We start from the raw sequence: 20,139 nt of genomic DNA, 5'->3' as shown, positions 1-20,139 counted from the left end.
CATCAGCGTCTTTCTATGCCAAAGACCCCTTGGCTTGTACGGACGATGCTATGGCGATAGATTGAATAACTCAAATTCATAATTTTCATGCTTTGCATAACCATCAGGAATTCGAACTGAATGGACCTCGCCAATCTCAGCGCCTTCATCGCCATCGCCGAAACCGGCAGTTTTTCCGGGGCCGGCGAACGCCTGCACCTGACCCAGCCGGCCATCAGCAAGCGCATCGCCGGCCTGGAGCAGCAACTGGACGTGCGCCTGTTCGACCGTCTGGGCCGCGAGGTCACCCTGACCGAGGCCGGCCGCGCCCTGCTGCCTCGTGCCTACCAGATCCTCAATGTACTGGATGATACCCGCCGCGCGCTGACCAACCTCACCGGGGCGGTGAGCGGTCGCCTGACCCTGGCCACCAGTCATCACATCGGCCTGCACCGCCTGCCGCCGCTGCTGCGCGCCTTCACCCGCCAGTACCCCGCGGTTGCCCTGGATATCCAGTTCCTCGACTCGGAGGCGGCCTACGACGAGGTCCTGCATGGTCGTGCCGAAATCGCCGTGATCACCCTGGCGCCCGAACCGCACCACCTGGTGCGGGCGGTGCCGGTGTGGAACGACGCCCTGGACTTCGTCGCCTCGCCCGAGCACCCGCTGGCCAGCAACGGCGTGGTCAGCCTGGCCGACGTGGCGCGCCACCCGGCGGTGTTCCCCGGCGGCAACACCTTCACCCACCACATCGTCCAGCGCCTGTTCGAAAGCCAGGGCCTGGTGCCGAACATCGCCATGAGCACCAACTACCTGGAAACCATCAAGATGATGGTGTCGATCGGCCTGGCCTGGAGTGTGCTGCCACGTACTATGCTCGATGAGCAGGTTGCGCCCATCGCCCTGCCCGGCATACAGCTGTCACGCCAGCTAGGCTACATATTGCACACGGAGCGCACGCTATCGAATGCGGCCAGGGCCTTCATGGCACTGCTCGACAGCCACGCCGGGGTTGCCTGACCGGTCGCAGGCAAGGCATTTCTCTCCACAAGGACGCGTTTTCCGCCAAAGGTCTGGTATCGATGCCCAAATCAGCAAACCGCTTTCCGCGCCTGCCCCGTATTCCCGCGGCCGACCCCCAGGAGTCGGAACAGGCCTGGCAGAACGCTCCCCAGTTGCTGGCCGCGCTCAATGGCGCGCGCCTGGGCGCCTGGCTGTGGGACATCGAGAGTGGCCGGGTAAGCTGGTCGCGGGGGACCCAGGCGCTGTTCGGCTTCGACCCGCAACGCCCGCTGCCCAACGACGTCGACTACCTCGACCTGCTGCCCGAGGAGGACCGCGCCCGTACCCGCCAGGCGTTCCAGGCCGTGGTCAACGGCGAACCGGTCGAGCAGGCCATGCGCCATCGCATCCGCTGGCCCGATGGCAGCGTGCACTGGCTGGAGATCAACGGCAGCCTAACCCACGACCCCCATGGTCGCCCGCAGATGATCGGGGTGATCCGCGAGATCAGCCGCCAGCGCGAGCGCGAAACCGCACTGATCAATTCGGAGAAGCGCTTCGCCACCCTGTTCCACCTCAGCCCCAACGCCATTCTCCTGACTCGCCGCCACGACGGCCTGATCATCGAGGTCAACCAGCATTTCGAGCACATGTTCGGCTGGCCGGGCGCCCAGGTGGTCGGCAAGACCAGCGTGGAACTGGGCCTGTGGGTCAACCCCGAGCAACGCCACCAGGTGTTGGAGGCCACCCGCGCCGGCAGCGGTCCGTTGACCCTCGAAGTGCAGTTCCGCGCCACCAACGGCAAGATTCACGATGGCATTCTCTGCACCCAGGGCATCGAACTCGAAGGTGTCACCTACCTGATCAGCACCTTCGTCGACACCACCGAGCGCAAACGCGCCGAACAGGCGCTCAAGGACAGCCAGGAGCGGCTCGACCTGGCCCTGGACTCGGCCCAGCTGGGTACCTGGGACTGGCACATCCCCAGCGGCATGCTCTACGGCTCGGCCCGCGCCGCACAACTGCACGGGCTGGACCCGGTGCCCTTTCACGAATCATTCGAGGCCTTCTTCGAAGGCGTCCCCGAGCACGAACGCAGCGTCATGCGCCAGGCCTACCGCAGCCTGCGCGAAGGGCCGGCGGGCAATTACCAGATCACCTACCGCGTACAGCTCGACAACGGTAGCTCGCGCTATATCGAAAGCCGTGCCCGCCTGTACCGCGACGACCAGGGCAACCCGCTGCGCATGGCCGGCACCCTGCTCGACATCACCGACCAGGTGGAACGTGAACAGCGCCTGACGGCCTCGGAGGAAAAATTCGCCAGCCTGTTCCAGGTCAGCCCCGACCCGATCTGCGTGACCCGCCAGGACAGTGGCCAGTTCATCGAGATCAACCCGGCCTTCAGCCAGACCTTCGGCTGGGCCCCGGAGCAGATCCTCGGCCACACCGCCGAGGAAATCGGCCTGTGGGCCGAGTCGGCCGAACGCGCCCAGCGCATCGAACGGGTGATCCGCGACCAGGCCCTGAGCAATGTGGCGGTGGTGGTCAATCACCGCAACGGCACGCCGCTGACCTGCGTCATCTCCAGCCGCCTGATCAGCGTCGACAGCCAGCCGTGCAGCGTCACCACCCTGCGCGACATCACCCAGCAGCAGCGCGCCGAGGCGGCGCTCAAGGCCAGCGAGGAGAAGTTCGCCAAGGCATTTCACTCCAGCCCCGATGCCATCACCATCACCGAGCGCCACAGCGGGCGCTATGTGGAGGTCAACGACGGTTTCAGCCGGCTGACCGGCTACAGCCCCGAGGAGGTGGTGGGCCGCACGGTCTACGAAATCGGCATCTGGGCCGACGAAAAGCAGCGCGCCGCCCTGCTCAACGAGCTGCGCGAGCGCGGCCGGGTGCATCACCGGGAGATGCTCGGGCGCAACAAGCGCGGCGACATCCTCACCGTGGAAGTGTCGGTGGAGCCGATCAGCCTCAACGAGACCGATTGCCTGCTGATCAACGCCCGCGACGTCAGCCTGCTGAAGAACGCCCAGGCGCAGATCCGCCACCTGGCCTACCACGACCCGCTGACCAACCTGCCCAACCGCGCCCTGCTGATGGACCGCCTGAGCCAGCAGATCGCCCTGCTCAAGCGCCACAACCTGCGTGGCGCCCTGCTGTTCCTCGACCTGGACCACTTCAAGCACATCAACGACTCCCTCGGCCATCCGGTGGGCGACACGGTACTGAAGATCATCACCGCCCGCCTCGAGGCCAGCGTACGCCTGGAGGACACCGTGGCGCGCCTGGGCGGCGACGAATTCGTGGTGCTGCTCAGCGGCCTGGAAGGCAGCCGCGAGCAGGTGGAAAACAAGGTGCGCGAACTGGCCGACACCCTGCGCGAACTGCTGGCCGAACCGATGTCGCTGGACGGCCAGCGCCTGCAGGTCACGCCGAGCATCGGCGTGGCGCTGATCCCCGACCATGGCGCCACCCCCGCCGACCTGCTCAAGCGCGCCGACATCGCCCTGTACCGCGCCAAGGACTCCGGGCGCAACACCACGCAGTTGTTCCACACCACCATGCAGAAGGCCGCCAGCGAGCGCCTGCGCATGGAGAGCGACCTGCGCCTGGCCCTGGCCCGGGGTGAACTGGCCCTGCACTTCCAGCCCCAGGTCGATGCCCGCGACAACCGTATTGTCGGTGCCGAAGTGCTGCTGCGCTGGCACCACCCGCAACTGGGCCAGCAGCCTCCGGCGCAGTTCATCCAGGTTCTCGAAGAAAGCGGCTTGATCCTCGAGGTTGGCAGCTGGATCCTTGACGAAGCCTGCGACGCCTGCGCACGCATGCTCGCCGATGGCCTGATCGACGCTGACGACTTCAGCCTGTGCGTCAACATCAGCCCACGGCAGTTCCGCCAGAACGATTTCGTCGAGCGGGTGCTGCGCAGCCTCGACGACTACCGCCTGCCCCGGCGCATGCTCACGCTGGAGATCACCGAAGGCATCGTCATCCAGAACCTGGAGGACACCATCAGCAAGATGCGCGAACTCAAGCACCATGGCGTGAGCTTCGCCATGGACGACTTTGGCACGGGCTATTCGTCGCTTACCTACCTCAAGCGTCTGCCAGTGGATGCCTTGAAGATCGACCAGACCTTCGTACGCGACGCGCCGGTCGACCCCAACGACGCCGAGATCGTCCGCGCAATCGTCGCCATGGCTCGCAGCCTGGAGCTCGCGGTGATTGCCGAGGGCGTGGAACTGACCGAGCAGCTTGAATTCCTCGAGCGCCAGGGCTGCCATCTGTACCAGGGCTACCTGCACAGCCGACCACTGCCGCTGCCGGAGTTTCGTCAGATCCTGCTGGAGGCACCGGCGGATTACTGAGGGCTGGATGCGCCGCAGAACGCAAAAAGGGCACCCGAAGGTTAATGCCAGTCAGTTGGCGTCACTGGGGCTGCTACGCAGCCCATCGCCGGCAAGCCGGCTCCCACAGGGACCGCGCAATTAGTGAGGCCTGCGCTGTATTTGTGGGAGCCGGCTTGCCGGCGATGGGCCGCAAAGCGGCCCCTATCGCTTAACTGACTGGCATTAACCCGAAGGTGCCCTTTCTTCACTGCGCTGAAATCAGTTCAGCGCCGGCTTGTCGCCGTTGATCGGGATACGCTTGGCCTTGGCTTCTTCCGGCACGATGCGCAGCAGTTCGATGCTGAGCAGGCCGTTGGCCAGGCCCGCGCCCTTGACCTCGATGTGGTCGGCGAGGCGGAACGACAGCTTGAAGGCGCGCTGGGCGATGCCCTGGTGCAGGAAGGTGACGCCTTCGCTGGCATTGTCGCGCTTGCCACCGGTTACAGTCAGGACGCCTTTTTCGACCTGCAGGTCGAGGTCCTGCTCCTGGAAGCCGGCGGCGGCGACCACGATGCGGTAGTGGTCATCGCCATGCTTTTCCACGTTGTAGGGTGGGTAGCTGCTACCCGCCTCATTACGGGCGGCGGCTTCGAACAGGTCGTTGAAGCGGTCGAAACCGACGGAGTTGCGGAAAAGTGGTGCGAGAGAGAAAGCGGTGGTCATGGTCATGAACTCCTGAGATTCAGCAAGTTAAGTCACTACGCGACCCGACTTCGGCATCGCGTACTCAAGAGATATGTCCGGGCGAAACGCTTTCAAGGGCTGGCATGAAAAATTTGCGCTGCGGTGGGCCTCATCGCGGGGCCGGCTCAGGCGACACAGGCCTCCACGGCCTGCAACTGCATCCCCAGCAAGCCGCTGATGCGCTGGCAGTCATCCTCCCGACGCAACTCGGCGAACAACGCCACCGCCTCGGGATAACCGCGGGTCAGCATCGCCAGCCACTGCTTCATCCGCCCCGGGGCGTAGCGTGGCGACAGCTTGTCCTGGGCCTGGCGCCAGAACTCGCGCAGCAGCGGCAGCAGCTCTTCCCAGCTCATCGGCTGGTACTCGACGCCATCGCGGGCCGCAGCGATCTGCAGGGCCAGGTCAGGGCGCGACACCAGCCCGCGCCCCAGCATGATGTCTTGGGCACCGCTGACCTCGCGGCAACGCCGCCAATCGTCGACGGTCCAGATCTCGCCATTGGCGAACACCGGCACCTTGACCACATCCTGCACCCGCGCCACCCATTCCCAGTGGGCCGGCGGCTTGTAGCCCTCGACCTTGGTCCGCGCATGCACCACCAGGTGCGCCGAGCCGCCCTCGGCCAGCGCCGTGGCGCAGTCCAGGGCACCGTCGGGGCTGTCGTAGCCCAGGCGCATCTTCGCGGTCACCGGGATATGTGCCGGCACCGCCCGGCGCACTTCACGGACGATGGCATGCAACAGCTCCGGCTCCTTGAGCAGCACCGCCCCGCCCCGCGACTTGTTGACGGTCTTGGCCGGGCAACCGAAGTTCAGGTCGATCACCGGCGCGCCCAGCTCGCAGGCCAGCGCCGCGTTTTCAGCCAGGCATACCGGGTCGGAGCCGAGCAATTGCACACGCATCGGCACGCCAGCGGCGGTACGGGCGCCCTGGCGCAACTCCGGCGCCAGTTTGTCGAACGAAGAGGCCGGCAGCAGGCGGTCGCAGACGCGGATGAACTCGGTGACGCACCAATCGATACCCCCCACACGGGTCAGGACGTCGCGCAGGATGTTGTCGACCAGCCCCTCCATGGGGGCCAGGGCAATTTGCATTTCAGGGTCTCGCCACGAAAAAGGCGGCAGTCTAGCAAACTTCCGCCAGCCGTCAGCTGCCGGTCAGCGCCGGGCCGTAGCCATCGATGAATTCTGCCGGCATGCGCCTGGGCTTGCCGCTGGACAGCTCGATGCAGGCAAAGGTGGTCTGTGCCCGCAGCAAGGTCACGCCGTCGCTCGGGCGCTTGAGCTGGAAGCGCCGGGTCATGCGCAGGCGCTGGTCCCAATCGATGATCCAGGTGGCCAGTTGCAGCTCGTCTTCCTCATAGGCGGCGGCGAGGTAGTCGATTTCATGGCGGACCACCGCCATGGCCCGGTCCAGCCGACGATACTCGGCCAGGTCCAGCCCCAGACGCTGGGAATGGCGCCAGGCGCAGCGCTCCAGCCAGGTGACGTAGACGGCGTTGTTGGCGTGGCCGAGGCCGTCGATATCCTCGCTGCCGACGCGAAGGTCGATGATGAATGGTGCCGCCAGATCCCAACTCATGCCTGCTCCTGGTTTTCAGTGAACGGGCAGAGTGTACCGGATGCTCAGGCGCTTTGCCGCGCCCGCTCGGTGGAGCGTGCGAGCAGCTCGATCACCGCCTGGCCCAGGCGCGGATCGGCCAGCACCCGCTGATGACCGCCCTCCTCCAGCAGCAGCAGGCGGCTATCGAACCAGGCCTGGTGAATCAACGGCGCCTCGCTGGCAGGCACTACGGGATCGTCCTCGGCGTGCACCACGAGGCCCGGCACATCCAGTTGATAGGCACTGACATCCAGGCGCGCCACCTGGACGCCGACATCGCGCTCCACCTGACGGATGAACGCGGCCCGGGCCCGGGCCGGCAAGCCCAGTCGCCGGGCAAAGCCCCGCAGCACGCCGAGCAAGCGGGCCGGGGCGGCAATACTCACCGCCGCATCGGTGCGCAGCCCCCACTGCAGCGCCAGCAACAGGCTGGCGCCGCCCATCGAGTGTCCGATCACCGCGCGCAGCGGCGGCAGTTCGGCGGCGGCCTCGAGCAAGGCGCGGGCAAACGCCACCACATGCGCCTGCTCGCCGGGCGAGCGCCCGTGTGCCGGCCCTTCCAGCGACACCACGGTATGGCCGCTGTCCACCAGCCGCTCGATCAGTGCCGCGAACTGGGTGGGGCGCCCTTCCCAGCCATGCATCAGCAGTACCGTCGGCCCCTGCCCCCAGCGCAACGCCGACAAACCGAAGCGCAAGGTGATGCGCTCGGCCTTGGCCAGCAGCGGCAGCTCCCACGGTTTGGGCGGCAGGTTGCGCGGGGTCATGAAGGCGCGGCGCATCTTGCCGGCGACATGTTCAGGGGCCAGGTGGCCGAGGGTGCCATTGACGCCACGAATCCAGCTGAGGGTAGTCATCGCCTTGCTCCAGGGTCAGGTTGCTCAGATCACCGCCGACTTGGCGGCACGCAGTATCCGGTCGGACAACTCGCCGTCGCCCAGGGCGCGGGCCACGGCGAGGCCGCCAACCATCAGGGCGAAATCGGCGAGCGCCTTGTCGATGTCCTCGGGACGATCGACCATTTGCGCGGTCATCAACTCGATGTGTTCGGCCAGCACGTCACGGAAGGCGTCGGGCAGGCGCTGCATCTCGCTCAGCGCATTGGGAATCGGGCAGGCCTGCACCTCGGTATCGCGGTGCTTGCGCGACAGGTAGAAGGCCGCGACCAAGGCCCGGCGCTCGGTACCGTCAAGGGCTGGATCGAGCTGGGCGAGCAAGGCACGGCGTTCGGCCAGCAACTGGCTGAAGGCTTCGAGCATGAGCTCGTCCTTGCTGTCGAAGTGGGCATAGAAGCCGCCGACCGTCAGCCCCGCGGCGCCCATGACCTGGCTGACGCTCGGATCGGCCGGGCCCTGTTGGACCAGTGCGCTGCGCGCCGCATCGAGGATGCGCTGGCGGGTCTTGCTCTTCTTGTCGCTCATGACTCACCTCTAAATATTATGACCGACATATTATGCTCATAATATTTTCTGGCAAGCGGAATCTGCGGCCATTGATCGGCACAGCTGGATATTTTGGAAGGCAGAAAAAACAAAAGGCCCATTCAATAAGCGAATGAGCCTTATAAGTCCTGCAAAACGCAGGTAAAAAATTGGCGTCCCCTAGGGGACTCGAACCCCTGTTACCGCCGTGAAAGGGCGGTGTCCTAGGCCACTAGACGAAGGGGACTTTAACCTTCGTGCCGACCCGCTGTTGCGAATCGTGGCGAATTGGTGGAGCTAAGCGGGATCGAACCGCTGACCTCCTGCATGCCATGCAGGCGCTCTCCCAGCTGAGCTATAGCCCCGAGTAAAACAAAAGACTCACCGATCTGGATGATGAGCCTTTCAACTCCCGCAAAACGCGGGTAAAAGTGGCGTCCCCTAGGGGACTCGAACCCCTGTTACCGCCGTGAAAGGGCGGTGTCCTAGGCCACTAGACGAAGGGGACGTAACCTTCGTGCCGACCCGCTTTCGCGAATCGCGGCAAAATTGGTGGAGCTAAGCGGGATCGAACCGCTGACCTCCTGCATGCCATGCAGGCGCTCTCCCAGCTGAGCTATAGCCCCGGATTTCTAGCCTCTCGGCCCAGCGACATCATGCAACATCGCTTGTGCAAAACTGGCGTCCCCTAGGGGACTCGAACCCCTGTTACCGCCGTGAAAGGGCGGTGTCCTAGGCCACTAGACGAAGGGGACGAACCTTCTTACCTTCAAGACCCGTTCGCTGGAACCGGTCTTGCCTGACAGCCTTGGCCATCAAGCGGAATTTGGTGGAGCTAAGCGGGATCGAACCGCTGACCTCCTGCATGCCATGCAGGCGCTCTCCCAGCTGAGCTATAGCCCCACAATGTCGCTTTGAACCGAAGCGCTGGCTGGGTGCCTGGCGTTTCGTTTTCGTTCATCGCTGTGGACGGGGCGCATATTAAGATCGGATTGCAAGGCTGTCAAACGAATTTTCGAAAATATTCAAAAGTTTTTTCACAGATAACAATCACTTACCGCCCTGCCCTGCCCCTCTGCGAGGAGTACGGCCCGTGGGAGCGGGCTTGTCCCGCGATGGCGGTCATGAATCCGACATCGCAATCGCGGGGCAAGCCCGCTCCCACATGGCTGGAAAAGCCTGGATCAGGCGATGTTCGCCAGCAGCTTTTCCCACTCCTTGTTTTCTTTCTTCGACACGCCGCCGAGCAGGTCGATGGCCTGGCGCAGACGGTAGCGGGTCAGGTCGGGGCCGAGGATTTCCATGGCGTCGAGCACCGACACCGAGCTGGCCTGGCCGGTGATGGCGGCGAACATCAGCGGCATGGCGTCGCGCAACTTGAGCTCAAGCGACTCGACCACGGCCTGGATGCAGGCGGTGATGCGGTCCTTTTCCCACTGGCGCAGGCTTTCCAGCTTCCACAGGATCAGCTGCATCACCTGGCGCACCTGGTCGGCCGACAGTTTCTTGCTCTCGAACAGCTTGGCGTCGAGCTTCAGCGCGCCTTCGAAGAAGAAGCCACCCAGCGGGGCGACCTGGCTGAAGGTTTCGACCCGGCCCTGAACGTGCGGGGCGATCTTCATCATGTAGTCGCTGTTGAACGCCCACTTCTGTACGCGCGCGGCAAATTCTTCCACCGGCAGTTCACGCAGCCACTGACCGTTGAGCCACGACAGCTTCTCGATGTCGAAAATCGGCCCGCCCAGGGAGATGCGCGACAGGTCGAAGTGCTCGACCATCTCGGCCAGCGAGAACTTCTCGCGCTCGTCCGGCATCGACCAGCCCATGCGGCCCAGGTAGTTGAGCATGGCTTCGGGCATGAAGCCCATGCGCTCGTAGAAGGTCACCGAGGTCGGGTTCTTGCGCTTGGACAGCTTGCTCTTGTCCGGGTTGCGCAGCAGCGGCATGTAGCACAGCTTGGGCTGCTCCCAGCCGAAGTACTCGTACAGCTTGATCAGCTTGGGCGCCGATGGCAGCCACTCTTCACCACGCAGCACATGGGTGATGCCCATCAAGTGGTCGTCGACCACGTTGGCCAGGAAGTACGTCGGCAGGCCGTCGTTCTTCATCAGCACCTGCATGTCCATGCGATCCCATGGAATCTCGACATCGCCACGCAGCATGTCCGGGACCACGCAGATGCCTTCGCTCGGCACCTTCATGCGGATCACGTGGGGCTCGCCAGCGGCCAGGCGGCGCTGCACTTCCTCGTCGCTCAGCAACAGGGCGCGGCCGTCATAGCGCGGGGTTTCGCCGCGGGCCATCTGCTCGGCACGCATCTGTTCCAGCTCTTCGGCGGTGCAGAAGCAGTAGAAGGCGTGGCCGGCATCGACCAGTTCCTTGGCATATCTGGCGTAGATCTCGCCGCGCTCGCTCTGCCGGTACGGGCCGTGCGGGCCGCCGACGTCCGGGCCTTCGTTCCATTCGATGCCGAGCCAGCGCAGTGCGTCGAAGATCTGCTGCTCCGACTCGCGGGTGGAGCGCAACTGGTCGGTGTCTTCGATACGCAGGATGAACTCACCGCCATGCTGCTTGGCGAAGCAGTAGTTGAACAGGGCGATGTAGGCGGTGCCGACATGGGGGTCGCCGGTGGGCGATGGCGCAATACGCGTGCGAACGGTGGTCATTGAGAGTCTCGAACGAAGAGAAACAAAGGCGCGATGTTAGCAGGGAGCGGGCATCGGGCTCCAGCAATGGCGCTATCGTCACTTGTGACCTTGCCACCGGCCACTGTTAAATTTGCTTACACTTTTGCAACGAATGCCCCCATGCCTAGCCCACTCAAACGTCGCTTGCTGATCTTCATCACCCTGGTGCTGCTGGTCGGCCTCGCCTTCCTGGCCCACTGGTACTTCAAGGGACGCTTCTACGAAAGCACCGACAACGCCTATGTGCAGGGCGAGATCACGCGTATCTCTAGCCAGCTGGGGGCGCGTATCGACGAGGTGCGGGTCGAGGACAACCAGCACGTGAGCAAAGGCGACGTGCTGGTGCGCCTGGAGGCCGCCGACTTCGAGCTGGCCGTCGAACGTGCCCGCGCCGCCCTGGCCAGCCGGGAAGCCGAACTCGCCCAGGCGCGCAGCCGCTTGACCCAGCAAGGCAGCCTGATCGCGGCGGGCCAGGCCCAGGTTGCCGCCAACCAGGCCACCCTCGACCGTTCGCAACTTGACCTCAACCGCGCCCACGCCCTGCGCAAACCTGGATTCGTCTCCGAAGAGCGAGTGACAACCCTGTCGGCCGAAAGCCATGTCGCCCGCTCCCAGGTGGACAAGGCCCAGGCCGACCTCAAGGGCCAGCGCCAGCAGGTCGACGCCCTGGCCGCCGAGCTCAAGCGCCTCGACGCGCAGATCGCCAATGCCCGCGCCGACCTGGCCCAGGCCGAGCTGAACCTGACCCGCTGCGAGATCCACGCGCCGATCAGCGGCACCATCGGCCAGCGCAACGCACGCAACGGCCAGGTGGTGCAGGCCGGTGCCTACCTGCTGTCGATCGTCCCCGACGAGGACATCTGGGTACAGGCCAACTTCAAGGAAACCCAGATCGGCAGGATGCACCCCGGCCAACGCGCCGAGCTGGCGTTCGACAGCTACCCCGACACCCCGATCGAAGGCCGGGTCGACAGCCTGTTCGCCGCCTCCGGCGCACAGTTCAGCCTGCTGCCGCCGGACAACGCCACCGGCAACTTCACCAAGGTAGTGCAGCGCCTCCCGGTCAAGCTGACCTTCGCCGCGGACAACCCGCTGCACGGTCGCATCCGCCCAGGCATGTCGGTTACCGTCACCGTCGACCTGCGTGGCGAAGACGACGACCAGCATGGCCGGTGACGCGCTGCTGCGCCCCACCGCCGAGCCGACCCGCCGCGACTGGATCGCCGTGATGAGCGTGATGCTCGGCGCGTTCATGGCGGTGCTGGACATCCAGATCACCAATTCCTCGCTCAAGGACATCCAGGGCGCGCTGTCGGCGACCCTGGAGGAAGGCTCGTGGATCTCCACCTCCTACCTGGTGGCCGAGATCATCATGATCCCGTTGACCGCCTGGCTGGTGCAGCTGCTCTCCGCCCGACGCCTGGCGGTGTGGGTGTCGCTGGGTTTCCTGCTGTCGTCGCTGTTGTGCTCAATGGCCTGGAACCTCGAGAGCATGATCGTGTTCCGCGCCCTGCAGGGTTTCACCGGCGGCGCGCTGATCCCGCTGGCCTTCACCCTGACACTCATCAAGCTACCCGAGCACCACCGCGCCAAGGGCATGGCCATGTTCGCCATGACCGCCACCTTCGCCCCGTCCATCGGCCCGGCCCTGGGCGGCTGGCTGACCGAGAACTGGGGCTGGGAATACATCTTCTACATCAACATCCCGCCGGGGCTGCTGATGATCGCCGGGCTGCTCTACGGTCTGGAGAAGAAGGAAGCGCACTGGGAACTGCTCAAGAGCACCGACTACGCCGGCATCGTCACCCTCGGCCTGGGCCTGGGTTGCCTGCAGGTGTTTCTCGAGGAAGGCCATCGCAAGGACTGGCTGGAGTCGAGCCTGATCGTCAGCCTGGGCACCGTCGCCCTGCTCGCCCTGATCCTGTTCGTGATCCTGCAGTTCTCCCGGCCGCACCCGTTGATCAACCTGCGCATCCTCGGCAACCGCAACTTCGGCCTGTCGAGCATCGCCAGCCTGGGCATGGGCGTCGGCCTGTATGGCTCGATCTACCTGCTGCCGCTCTATCTGGCGCAGGTGCAGGGCTACAACGCCCTGCAGATCGGCAAGGTGATCATGTGGATGGGCGTACCGCAGCTGTTCCTGATCCCGCTGGTGCCGCAACTGATGAAGGTGATCCCGCCCAAGGTGCTGTGCGCCCTGGGCTTCTGCCTGTTCGGCGCGGCCAGTTTCGGCTCCGGCGTGCTCAACCCGGATTTTGCCGGCCCGCAGTTCAACCAGATCCAGGTGATCCGCGCCCTCGGCCAGCCGATGATCATGGTGACCATCTCGCTGATCGCCACCGCTTATATCCAGCCGCAGGACGCGGGGTCAGCTTCGAGCCTGTTCAACATCCTGCGCAACCTGGGGGGCGCCATCGGCATCGCCCTGCTGGCGACGCTGCTGGATGCACGGACCAAGGTGTATTTCGACTATTTGCGCGAGGCGGTGGTGCCGAACAATCCGCAGGTCGCCGAACGCCTGGCGCAACTGGCCGAACGCCTGGGCAGCGACAATGCGGCACTGGGCAAGCTGTCGGAGATCACCCACCAGCAGGCCCTGATCATGGCCTACAACGATGCCTTCCACTTCGTCGGCATCGGCCTGGTGGTGAGCATGCTGGCGGTGCTGTTGACGCGCAAGCTGCCGCAGGGATTGAAGGCCGGCGAAGCACATTGAGGGGGCGCTACCCGCCCCATCGCCGGCAAGCCGGCTCCCACACCGACCGCGTCGATTTCAAGGTATTTACCCAAACTTGCGCAAACCCTGTGGGAGCCGGCTTGCCGGCGAATGGGCTGCGAAGCGCCCCTGTCTCCCACAGAGGTAACACCCTGATCCATCAACTGGCCAGCAAGCGTTCGCGCAACTGTCCGATCTCGTCGCGCAATTGCGCCGCCGCCTCGAACTCCAGGTCGCGGGCGAACTGGAACATCTTCTCTTCCAGCTGCTTGATGCGCTTGGTGATCTGCGCCGGGGTCTGCAGCTCGACCTCGTAGCGCCCGGCCTCCTCCGCCGCCTTGGCCATGCCCTTGCGCTTCTTGCTGCGGGCTCCAGGCACGCTGGCACCTTCGAGGATGTCGGTGATGTCCTTGACCACGCCCTTGGGCACGATGCCGTTGGCCTGGTTGAAGGCGACCTGCTTCTCGCGGCGCCGCTCGGTCTCGTCGATGGCGCGCTGCATGGAGCCGGTGATGTTGTCGGCGTAGAGAATCGCCCTGCCGTTGAGGTTACGCGCGGCGCGGCCGATGGTCTGGATCAGCGAACGCTCCGAGCGCAGGAAGCCTTCCTTGTCGGCGTCGAGGATCGCCACCAGCGACACCTCGGGCATGTCCAGGCCCTCGCGCAGCAGGTTGATCCCCACCAGCACGTCGAAGGTACCCAGGCGCAGGTCGCGGATGATCTCCACGCGCTCGACGGTGTCGATGTCCGAGTGCAGGTAGCGCACCCGCACATCGTGGTCGGCCAGGTAGTCGGTGAGGTCCTCGGCCATGCGCTTGGTCAGCGTGGTGGCCAGCACCCGCTCGCCCAGGGCGACGCGCTTGCCGATCTCCGAGAGCAGGTCGTCGACCTGGGTCAGCGCCGGGCGCACCTCGACCTGCGGATCGACCAGGCCGGTCGGCCGCACCACCTGCTCCACCACCCGCCCGGCGTGCTCGGCCTCGTAGGGGCCGGGGGTAGCCGAGACGAAGATGGTCTGCGGGCTGACCGCCTCCCATTCATCGAAGCGCATGGGCCGGTTGTCCAGTGCCGACGGCAGGCGGAAGCCGTACTCCACCAGGGTTTCCTTGCGCGAACGGTCGCCCTTGTACATGGCGCCGACCTGCGGAACGCTGACGTGGGATTCGTCGATCACCAGCAGCGCGTCATCCGGCAGGTAGTCGTAGAGCGTGGGCGGCGGCGCGCCGGCCGGGCGGCCGGAGAGGTAGCGCGAGTAGTTCTCGATGCCGTTGCAGTAGCCCAGTTCGAGGATCATCTCCAGGTCGAAACGGGTGCGCTGCTCCAGGCGCTGCGCCTCGACCAGCTTGTTGCTCGCGTGCAGGTACTCGAGGCGCTGCTTGAGCTCTTCCTTGATGCCGTCCACTGCCTCAACCAGGGTTTCCCGTGGGGTTACGTAGTGACTCTTGGGGTAGAAAGTGAAACGCGGCAGCTTGCGGATGACCTCGCCGGTCAGCGGGTCGAAGGCAGCGATGTTCTCCACTTCGTCGTCGAACAGCTCGATGCGGATAGCCTCGAGGTCCGATTCGGCCGGGAAGATATCGATCACGTCGCCGCGCACGCGGAAGGTGGCGCGGGCGAAATCCATCTCGTTGCGGGTGTATTGCAGGTCGGCCAGGCGGCGCAGCAGGGCACGCTGGTCGAGCTTGTCGCCACGGTCGACGTGCAGGACCATCTTCAGGTACGTCTCGGGGCTGCCCAGGCCGTAGATGCACGACACGGTGGTGACGATGATCGCGTCGCGCCGCTCCAGCAGCGCCTTGGTCGCCGACAGGCGCATCTGTTCGATATGGTCGTTGATCGAGGCGTCCTTCTCGATGAAGGTGTCCGACGACGGCACATAGGCTTCCGGCTGGTAGTAATCGTAATAGGAAACGAAGTATTCGACGGCGTTGTTCGGGAAGAATGCCTTGAACTCGCCGTACAGCTGCGCGGCCAGGGTCTTGTTCGGCGCCAGCACCATGGTCGGGCGCTGCACCTGCTGGATGACGTTGGCGATACTGAAGGTCTTGCCCGAGCCGGTCACCCCGAGCAGGGTCTGGTGCGAAAGGCCGGCGTCGATGCCCTCGACCATCTGGCGGATGGCCTCGGGCTGATCGCCGGCCGGCTGGAAGCGGGTGACGAGCTGGAACTCGGACATGACGGACCTCGTGGATGTCGCGGCAACTGTAAATTTAGCCAGTAGTCTATACCCAAATGCGCCCACGGGGCGCCAGATTCAAGAGCGACCCTCGCCCCTTCAAGGCAATGGACCGGGCAATTCGACCAATGGTCGAAAAATATTTGCGCAAACAGCCGGAAAAGCTGCGCCAGACTGTCGCAGTGACCGGTGGGTATCACTATACTGACTCCCCGTTTGCGCACCGCTTCAGTGCCTTCGGCTGGAGCGTGGCGACCCTATCACTCTCCTATTCAGAGCCAAGGTAACAATGAGCCTGTTTTCCGCTGTCGAGCTGGCACCCCGCGACCCTATCCTGGGCCTCAACGAAGCATTCAACGCCGACCCACGCACCGACAAGGTGAACCTGGGCGTGGGCGTCTACTGCAATGAGGAAGGCCGCATCCCGCTGCTGCGCGCGGTTATCGAGGCCGAGACCGCCCGTGCCGCCCAGCACGCCTCCCGCGGCTACCTGCCGATCGACGGCATCGCCCAGTACGACCAGGCCGTGCAGAAGCTGATCTTCGGCGCCGAATCTTCGTTGCTGGCCGCCGGCCGCGTGGTCACCGTGCAGGCCGTCGGCGGTACCGGCGCGCTGAAGATCGGCGCTGACTTCCTCAAGCGCCTGCAGCCGGGTGCCGTGGTCGCCATCAGCGACCCGAGCTGGGAAAACCACCGCGCCCTGTTCGAGAGCGCCGGTTTCCCGGTACAGACCTACCGCTACTACGATGCCGCCAGCCAGGACGTCAACCGCGCCGGCATGCTCGAAGACCTCAACAGCCTGCCATCGGGCTCGGTCATCGTGCTGCACGCCTGCTGCCACAACCCGACCGGCGTCGACCTGTCGCTGGACGACTGGAAGAACGTGCTGGAAGTGGTCAAGGCCAAAGGCCACATCCCGTTCCTCGACATGGCCTACCAAGGCTTCGGTGCCGGCATCGACGAAGACGCCTTCGCCGTGCGCCTGTTCGCCGAATCGGGCCTGGAGTTCTTCGTCTCCAGCTCGTTCTCCAAGTCGTTCTCGCTGTACGGCGAGCGTGTCGGCGCGCTGTCGATCGTCACCGCCTCGAAGGACGAGAGCACCCGCGTGCTGTCGCAGGTCAAGCGGGTTATCCGCACCACCTACTCCAACCCGCCGACCCACGGCGCCAGCATCGTGGCCGCGGTGCTCAACAGCCCCGAGCTGCGCCAGATGTGGGAAACCGAGCTGGCCGAGATGCGCGAGCGTATCCACGGCATGCGCAAGCAGATGGTCGAGCTGCTGGCCGAGTACGGCGCCAAGCGTGACTTCAGCTTTGTCGGCCGCCAGTGCGGCATGTTCTCCTACTCGGGCCTGACCGTTGAGCAAGTGGCACGCCTGAAGAACGAGTTCGGCATCTACGCGCTGGACACTGGCCGCATCGCGGTCGCCGCGCTGAACCAGAGCAACATCCACGTGGTCACCAAGGCCATCGTAGAAGTGCTGTAACTGCTTGATTGTCTAGGGGAAGCTTGACTTCCCCGAGACACGCAGTAAGATACGCGCAGATTCCGCGATAGCTCAGTCGGTAGAGCAAATGACTGTTAATCATTGGGTCCCTGGTTCGAGTCCAGGTCGCGGAGCCAAACACTGAAAACCTCCAGATGCGCAAGCACTGGAGGTTTTTTATTGCCTGCGATTCAGCGCTTGGGCAACGGCTCGGTCACCGGTTTGCCCTCCTCCACCAGGCTCCATACAAGCAGCTTGGCTGGCGCGCTTTTACTGGCATTGCGTGAGACGCTGTGCACGGTCCCCGGGGCCTCGTACCAGAATTCGCCGGCCTTGTAGGTCTTCTCCGGTTCGTCATTGAGCTTGGATGTCACCGCGCCTTCCAGCACATAGGCCATGACCGCACCCGGATGCCAGTGGCCGGGCGATGCCTCGCCAGGGGCATAGCTCACCGTGAGCATCACGGCTTTGTTGCCGGGGGAATTGGTGGGGAGCTGCTCCTGGAGGATCCTGACCTGATCGGGCTTTTCGCCATGGGCCCAGGCCAGCGACAGTGGAGCGAGCAGGCCGAGCGCAAGCAGGGCCGCGGGGAAATGGACAGATCGCATGGGGCTTCTCCTGTAGGGATCTGCCTGCAGGTTAAGCCCGGACTCACCAGGGGCAAACGGCCAATTCGCGGAAAAAGCGGGAGGCCGATTGGCCGCCCGCCAGCGGCACTCAAATAAAAATCACACCCCGCAGATACAGCGCCCCCCGCCCACTGATGATCACTCGCCCATTGCCCGGCACATCACACTGCAACTGCCCCTTGCGCGCCCCACCCTGCTCACAGCGCAAGCTGTTTTTGCCCAGCCGCTCAGCCCAATAAGGCGCCAGGGAAGTGTGGGCCGACCCGGTCACCGGATCTTCATTGACCCCCACCCTGGGCCCGAACCATCGCGTGACGAAATCGAACCCCCGCCCCGCCGCCGTCACTGCAATCCCCCGCACATCGAATGACGACAACGCCACGAAATCCGGCTTGAGCCCTTCGATCAGCGAAGCATCGTCGATCACCAACACATAATCGTCCGTCCGGTACAACGCCCGGGCCTCGCTCAATCCCAACGCCTCGAGCAACCCCTGCGCGATCTCGACGGCAACCGGCTGCTTGGCCGGGAAATCCATCGCCAGCAGACCATCGGCATTGCGGCTCACCCGCAGCTCCCCGCTGCGGGTATTGAAGCGCAGCACCTCGGCCTGCTCACCCAGTTGCTCGAACAGCACCCAGGCCGCGGCCAATGTCGCATGCCCGCACAGGTCGACTTCCACCGCCGGGGTGAACCAGCGCAGGTCGAACGCTTCGCCATTTCGCACGAAGTAAGCCGTTTCGGACAGGTTGTTCTCTTCGGCGATGCGCTGCAGAACGTCGTCGGCCAGCCACTGCTGCAGGGGAATCACTGCCGCAGGGTTGCCGCCGAAAGGCGTGGACGAAAAGGCATCGACCTGGAAGATCTCTAGTTGCATGCAAAGGCTCCTCAAGCCCGGCACAGCGCCGGGCGGACTCGAAAAGGATTCAACCGCGAACCGGGGTCAGCACCGGCTCGCCGGCAAAGAACGCCTGCAGGTTGCGCAGCACCAGGGTCACGGTGTCGCGCGCCGCTTCCGGCGACTGCCCGGCCACATGCGGGGTCAGCACCGTGTTGCCCAGCGCCTTCAGCGCAGCGGGCACTGCCGGTTCATCATCGAACACATCCAGCGCGGCCCCCGCGATCACGCCCTGCTCCAACGCCGCGACCAATGCCGGGGTGTCCACGACGCTGGCGCGGGCGATATTCACCAGGTAGCCCTCGGCGCCCAGGGCCGCCAGCACCGGAGCATCGACCAGATGCCGGGTAGCAGCGCCGCCGGGCGTGGCGACCACCAGGATGTCCACGGCATCGGCCAGGTGCAACGGGCTGTCGTACCAGGTGTACGGTTGGTCCCGGCGGGGTGTGCGGCTGTGGTAGCTGACATTCATGTCGAAGCCCTGGCTCGCACGGCGGGCGATGGCCTGGCCGACCGCGCCCAGGCCGATGATGCCCAGGCGCTTGCCACTGACCGAGGGGCTGATCACCCGGTTCCATTCGCCGCGCCGGGTACTGGCATCGGCACGCGGGATATCGCGCAACAGCGCCAGCAGCAGCGCCATGGCGTGGTCGGCGACGGCACCGGCATTTGCCCCAGCGCCATTGGTAACGGTAATACCGCGCGCTGCGGCGGCCTCGAGGTCGACCTGCTCGTAGCCGGCGCCGATCACGCAGATGATCTGAAGTTGGCTCAAAGTGGCAATTTCGTCGGCCGTGAGGCCGAGCGGACCGCGGGTGAGCACGGCGTCGATCTCGCCGGCATGGCGGGCGATGGCGTTGGCGCGCATCTGCGGCGACGGTGCGCGAATCAGCCGGTAGCCGGCCTGTTCCAATAGCGGCAGGTAGTCATCGACGGTTTCCACCAGCACCAGGACTGTCTTGCTCATGCCACCCTCCGGTTGTATGCGAAGGGGGATTATGCCAGCCCGCCAGACAATCGCTACTGCCCGAACGCCCTGCCCAGACCGCCCGGCACGCCACTGCTGTCGGTTTCCTGCCAAGGCCCGCTGGGGCTGAGCGACCAGCTCCAGCCATTGTTCCAGCGATAATAGGTGCGCTGACGGTAGAAGGTGTTGGGTTGCTTCTCCAGCACATAGACCCCCAGCTTCGGATCCCAATGGCTGGCGCCACCGGGCGGCGGCGCGAAGCTGGCAGAAGTGCGTGGCATGGGCTTGGGAATCGCCGCCGGCTTGCTCGGCTGGGTACCGGGCTGGCCACCCGGCAGTGGCTTGACCACCGGCCCCTGGTGCGGCGGCGGCGTGGTCTCGATCGGCGGCAGCGGTTCACGCTCGCCCGGCTGGTGCACCGTACACGCGGAAAGACCCAGGGCCAGGGTGATCAGGGTCAGGCGGACGGTGCTGTTCATGACGGTTGCTCT

Annotated in this window: 16 protein-coding genes and 7 tRNA genes; 6 read left to right on the top strand and 17 right to left on the bottom strand. The window is 64.9% G+C overall.

Features of this window, described 5'->3' with window-relative positions; all coding sequences use genetic code 11:
• Positions 1-120: 120 nt before the first annotated feature.
• Complete coding sequence (locus tag CCOS191_RS07930) at positions 121-999, top strand: LysR family transcriptional regulator (RefSeq protein WP_046854718.1); 879 nt, start codon at positions 121-123, stop codon at positions 997-999.
• A 62-nt stretch (positions 1,000-1,061) separates the two neighbouring features.
• On the top strand, positions 1,062-4,358 hold the full coding sequence (locus CCOS191_RS07925) for a PAS domain S-box protein (RefSeq protein WP_046854717.1): 3,297 nt from the start codon (positions 1,062-1,064) through the stop codon (positions 4,356-4,358).
• Between the two features lie 240 nt (positions 4,359-4,598).
• Here CCOS191_RS07925 and CCOS191_RS07920 read toward each other — a convergent pair whose 3' ends face one another.
• The 12 genes from CCOS191_RS07920 to gltX all read right to left on the bottom strand — a co-directional run bounded on the left by CCOS191_RS07920 (position 4,599) and on the right by gltX (position 10,755).
• Positions 4,599-5,042: an Hsp20 family protein gene (locus CCOS191_RS07920; RefSeq protein WP_046854716.1), complete on the bottom strand. Its 444-nt coding sequence runs from the start codon at positions 5,040-5,042 to the stop codon at positions 4,599-4,601.
• Positions 5,043-5,188: 146 nt separating this feature from the next.
• Complete coding sequence (locus CCOS191_RS07915; protein ID WP_046854715.1) at positions 5,189-6,160, bottom strand: tRNA dihydrouridine synthase; 972 nt, start codon at positions 6,158-6,160, stop codon at positions 5,189-5,191.
• Positions 6,161-6,212: 52 nt separating this feature from the next.
• Positions 6,213-6,647, bottom strand: coding sequence for an acyl-CoA thioesterase (locus tag CCOS191_RS07910; protein WP_046854714.1), 435 nt, complete (start codon positions 6,645-6,647; stop codon positions 6,213-6,215).
• A 44-nt stretch (positions 6,648-6,691) separates the two neighbouring features.
• Positions 6,692-7,525 carry an alpha/beta fold hydrolase gene (locus tag CCOS191_RS07905; protein ID WP_046854713.1) on the bottom strand — a complete coding sequence of 278 codons (834 nt, stop codon included), beginning with the start codon at positions 7,523-7,525 and terminating at the stop codon, positions 6,692-6,694.
• A gap of 24 nt (positions 7,526-7,549) precedes the next feature.
• Complete coding sequence (locus tag CCOS191_RS07900; RefSeq protein WP_023631831.1) at positions 7,550-8,089, bottom strand: TetR/AcrR family transcriptional regulator; 540 nt, start codon at positions 8,087-8,089, stop codon at positions 7,550-7,552.
• 171 nt (positions 8,090-8,260) lie between these two features.
• Positions 8,261-8,336 (bottom strand) — tRNA-Glu (locus CCOS191_RS07895).
• A gap of 42 nt (positions 8,337-8,378) precedes the next feature.
• Positions 8,379-8,454 (bottom strand) — tRNA-Ala (locus CCOS191_RS07890).
• A gap of 67 nt (positions 8,455-8,521) precedes the next feature.
• Positions 8,522-8,597: transfer RNA gene (locus CCOS191_RS07885), tRNA-Glu, on the bottom strand.
• A 42-nt stretch (positions 8,598-8,639) separates the two neighbouring features.
• Positions 8,640-8,715 (bottom strand) — tRNA-Ala (locus CCOS191_RS07880).
• A 53-nt stretch (positions 8,716-8,768) separates the two neighbouring features.
• Positions 8,769-8,844 (bottom strand) — tRNA-Glu (locus CCOS191_RS07875).
• A 72-nt stretch (positions 8,845-8,916) separates the two neighbouring features.
• Positions 8,917-8,992, bottom strand: a tRNA-Ala gene (locus CCOS191_RS07870).
• A gap of 281 nt (positions 8,993-9,273) precedes the next feature.
• The gene (gltX, locus tag CCOS191_RS07865) at positions 9,274-10,755 is read right to left on the bottom strand and encodes a glutamate--tRNA ligase (protein WP_046854712.1); all 1,482 of its coding nucleotides are present in this window, start codon (positions 10,753-10,755) and stop codon (positions 9,274-9,276) included.
• A gap of 141 nt (positions 10,756-10,896) precedes the next feature.
• On the opposite strand from gltX, the gene CCOS191_RS07860 reads away from it, so the two are divergent.
• Both CCOS191_RS07860 and CCOS191_RS07855 read left to right on the top strand, forming a co-directional pair.
• Positions 10,897-11,952, top strand: coding sequence for an HlyD family secretion protein (locus CCOS191_RS07860; protein WP_046854711.1), 1,056 nt, complete (start codon positions 10,897-10,899; stop codon positions 11,950-11,952).
• A gap of 49 nt (positions 11,953-12,001) precedes the next feature.
• Entirely contained in the window at positions 12,002-13,492 is a 1,491-nt protein-coding gene (locus tag CCOS191_RS07855) for an MDR family MFS transporter (protein ID WP_172670923.1), read from the top strand.
• A 160-nt stretch (positions 13,493-13,652) separates the two neighbouring features.
• Here CCOS191_RS07855 and uvrB read toward each other — a convergent pair whose 3' ends face one another.
• Positions 13,653-15,668 (bottom strand): excinuclease ABC subunit UvrB, encoded by a 2,016-nt coding sequence (gene uvrB, locus CCOS191_RS07850; protein WP_046854709.1) that lies wholly within the window; start codon positions 15,666-15,668, stop codon positions 13,653-13,655.
• Positions 15,669-15,957: 289 nt separating this feature from the next.
• On the opposite strand from uvrB, the gene CCOS191_RS07845 reads away from it, so the two are divergent.
• Entirely contained in the window at positions 15,958-17,154 is a 1,197-nt protein-coding gene (locus CCOS191_RS07845; RefSeq protein ID WP_046854708.1) for an amino acid aminotransferase, read from the top strand.
• Between the two features lie 61 nt (positions 17,155-17,215).
• Positions 17,216-17,291, top strand: a tRNA-Asn gene (locus CCOS191_RS07840).
• Between the two features lie 54 nt (positions 17,292-17,345).
• On the opposite strand, the gene CCOS191_RS07835 is transcribed toward CCOS191_RS07840, so the two are convergent.
• The 4 genes from CCOS191_RS07835 to CCOS191_RS07820 form a co-directional block, all read right to left on the bottom strand.
• Positions 17,346-17,762, bottom strand: a complete 417-nt coding sequence (locus tag CCOS191_RS07835; RefSeq protein ID WP_046854707.1) for a cupin domain-containing protein — start codon at positions 17,760-17,762, stop codon at positions 17,346-17,348.
• Positions 17,763-17,871: 109 nt separating this feature from the next.
• A complete protein-coding gene (locus CCOS191_RS07830; protein WP_046854706.1) occupies positions 17,872-18,660 on the bottom strand; it encodes a PhzF family phenazine biosynthesis protein in 789 nt (262 codons plus the stop codon).
• A 49-nt stretch (positions 18,661-18,709) separates the two neighbouring features.
• Positions 18,710-19,648, bottom strand: coding sequence for a 2-hydroxyacid dehydrogenase (locus tag CCOS191_RS07825; protein WP_046854705.1), 939 nt, complete (start codon positions 19,646-19,648; stop codon positions 18,710-18,712).
• Positions 19,649-19,701: 53 nt separating this feature from the next.
• Positions 19,702-20,127 carry a hypothetical protein gene (locus CCOS191_RS07820; RefSeq protein WP_046854704.1) on the bottom strand — a complete coding sequence of 142 codons (426 nt, stop codon included), beginning with the start codon at positions 20,125-20,127 and terminating at the stop codon, positions 19,702-19,704.
• Positions 20,128-20,139 lie beyond the last annotated feature (12 nt).

The sequence above is a fragment of the Pseudomonas sp. CCOS 191 genome, from assembly GCF_001007005.1.
Lineage (GTDB): Bacteria > Pseudomonadota > Gammaproteobacteria > Pseudomonadales > Pseudomonadaceae > Aquipseudomonas > Aquipseudomonas soli.
The sequence above is the reverse complement of the archived record's forward strand: the minus strand, read 5'-3'. Positions and strand labels throughout refer to the sequence as shown.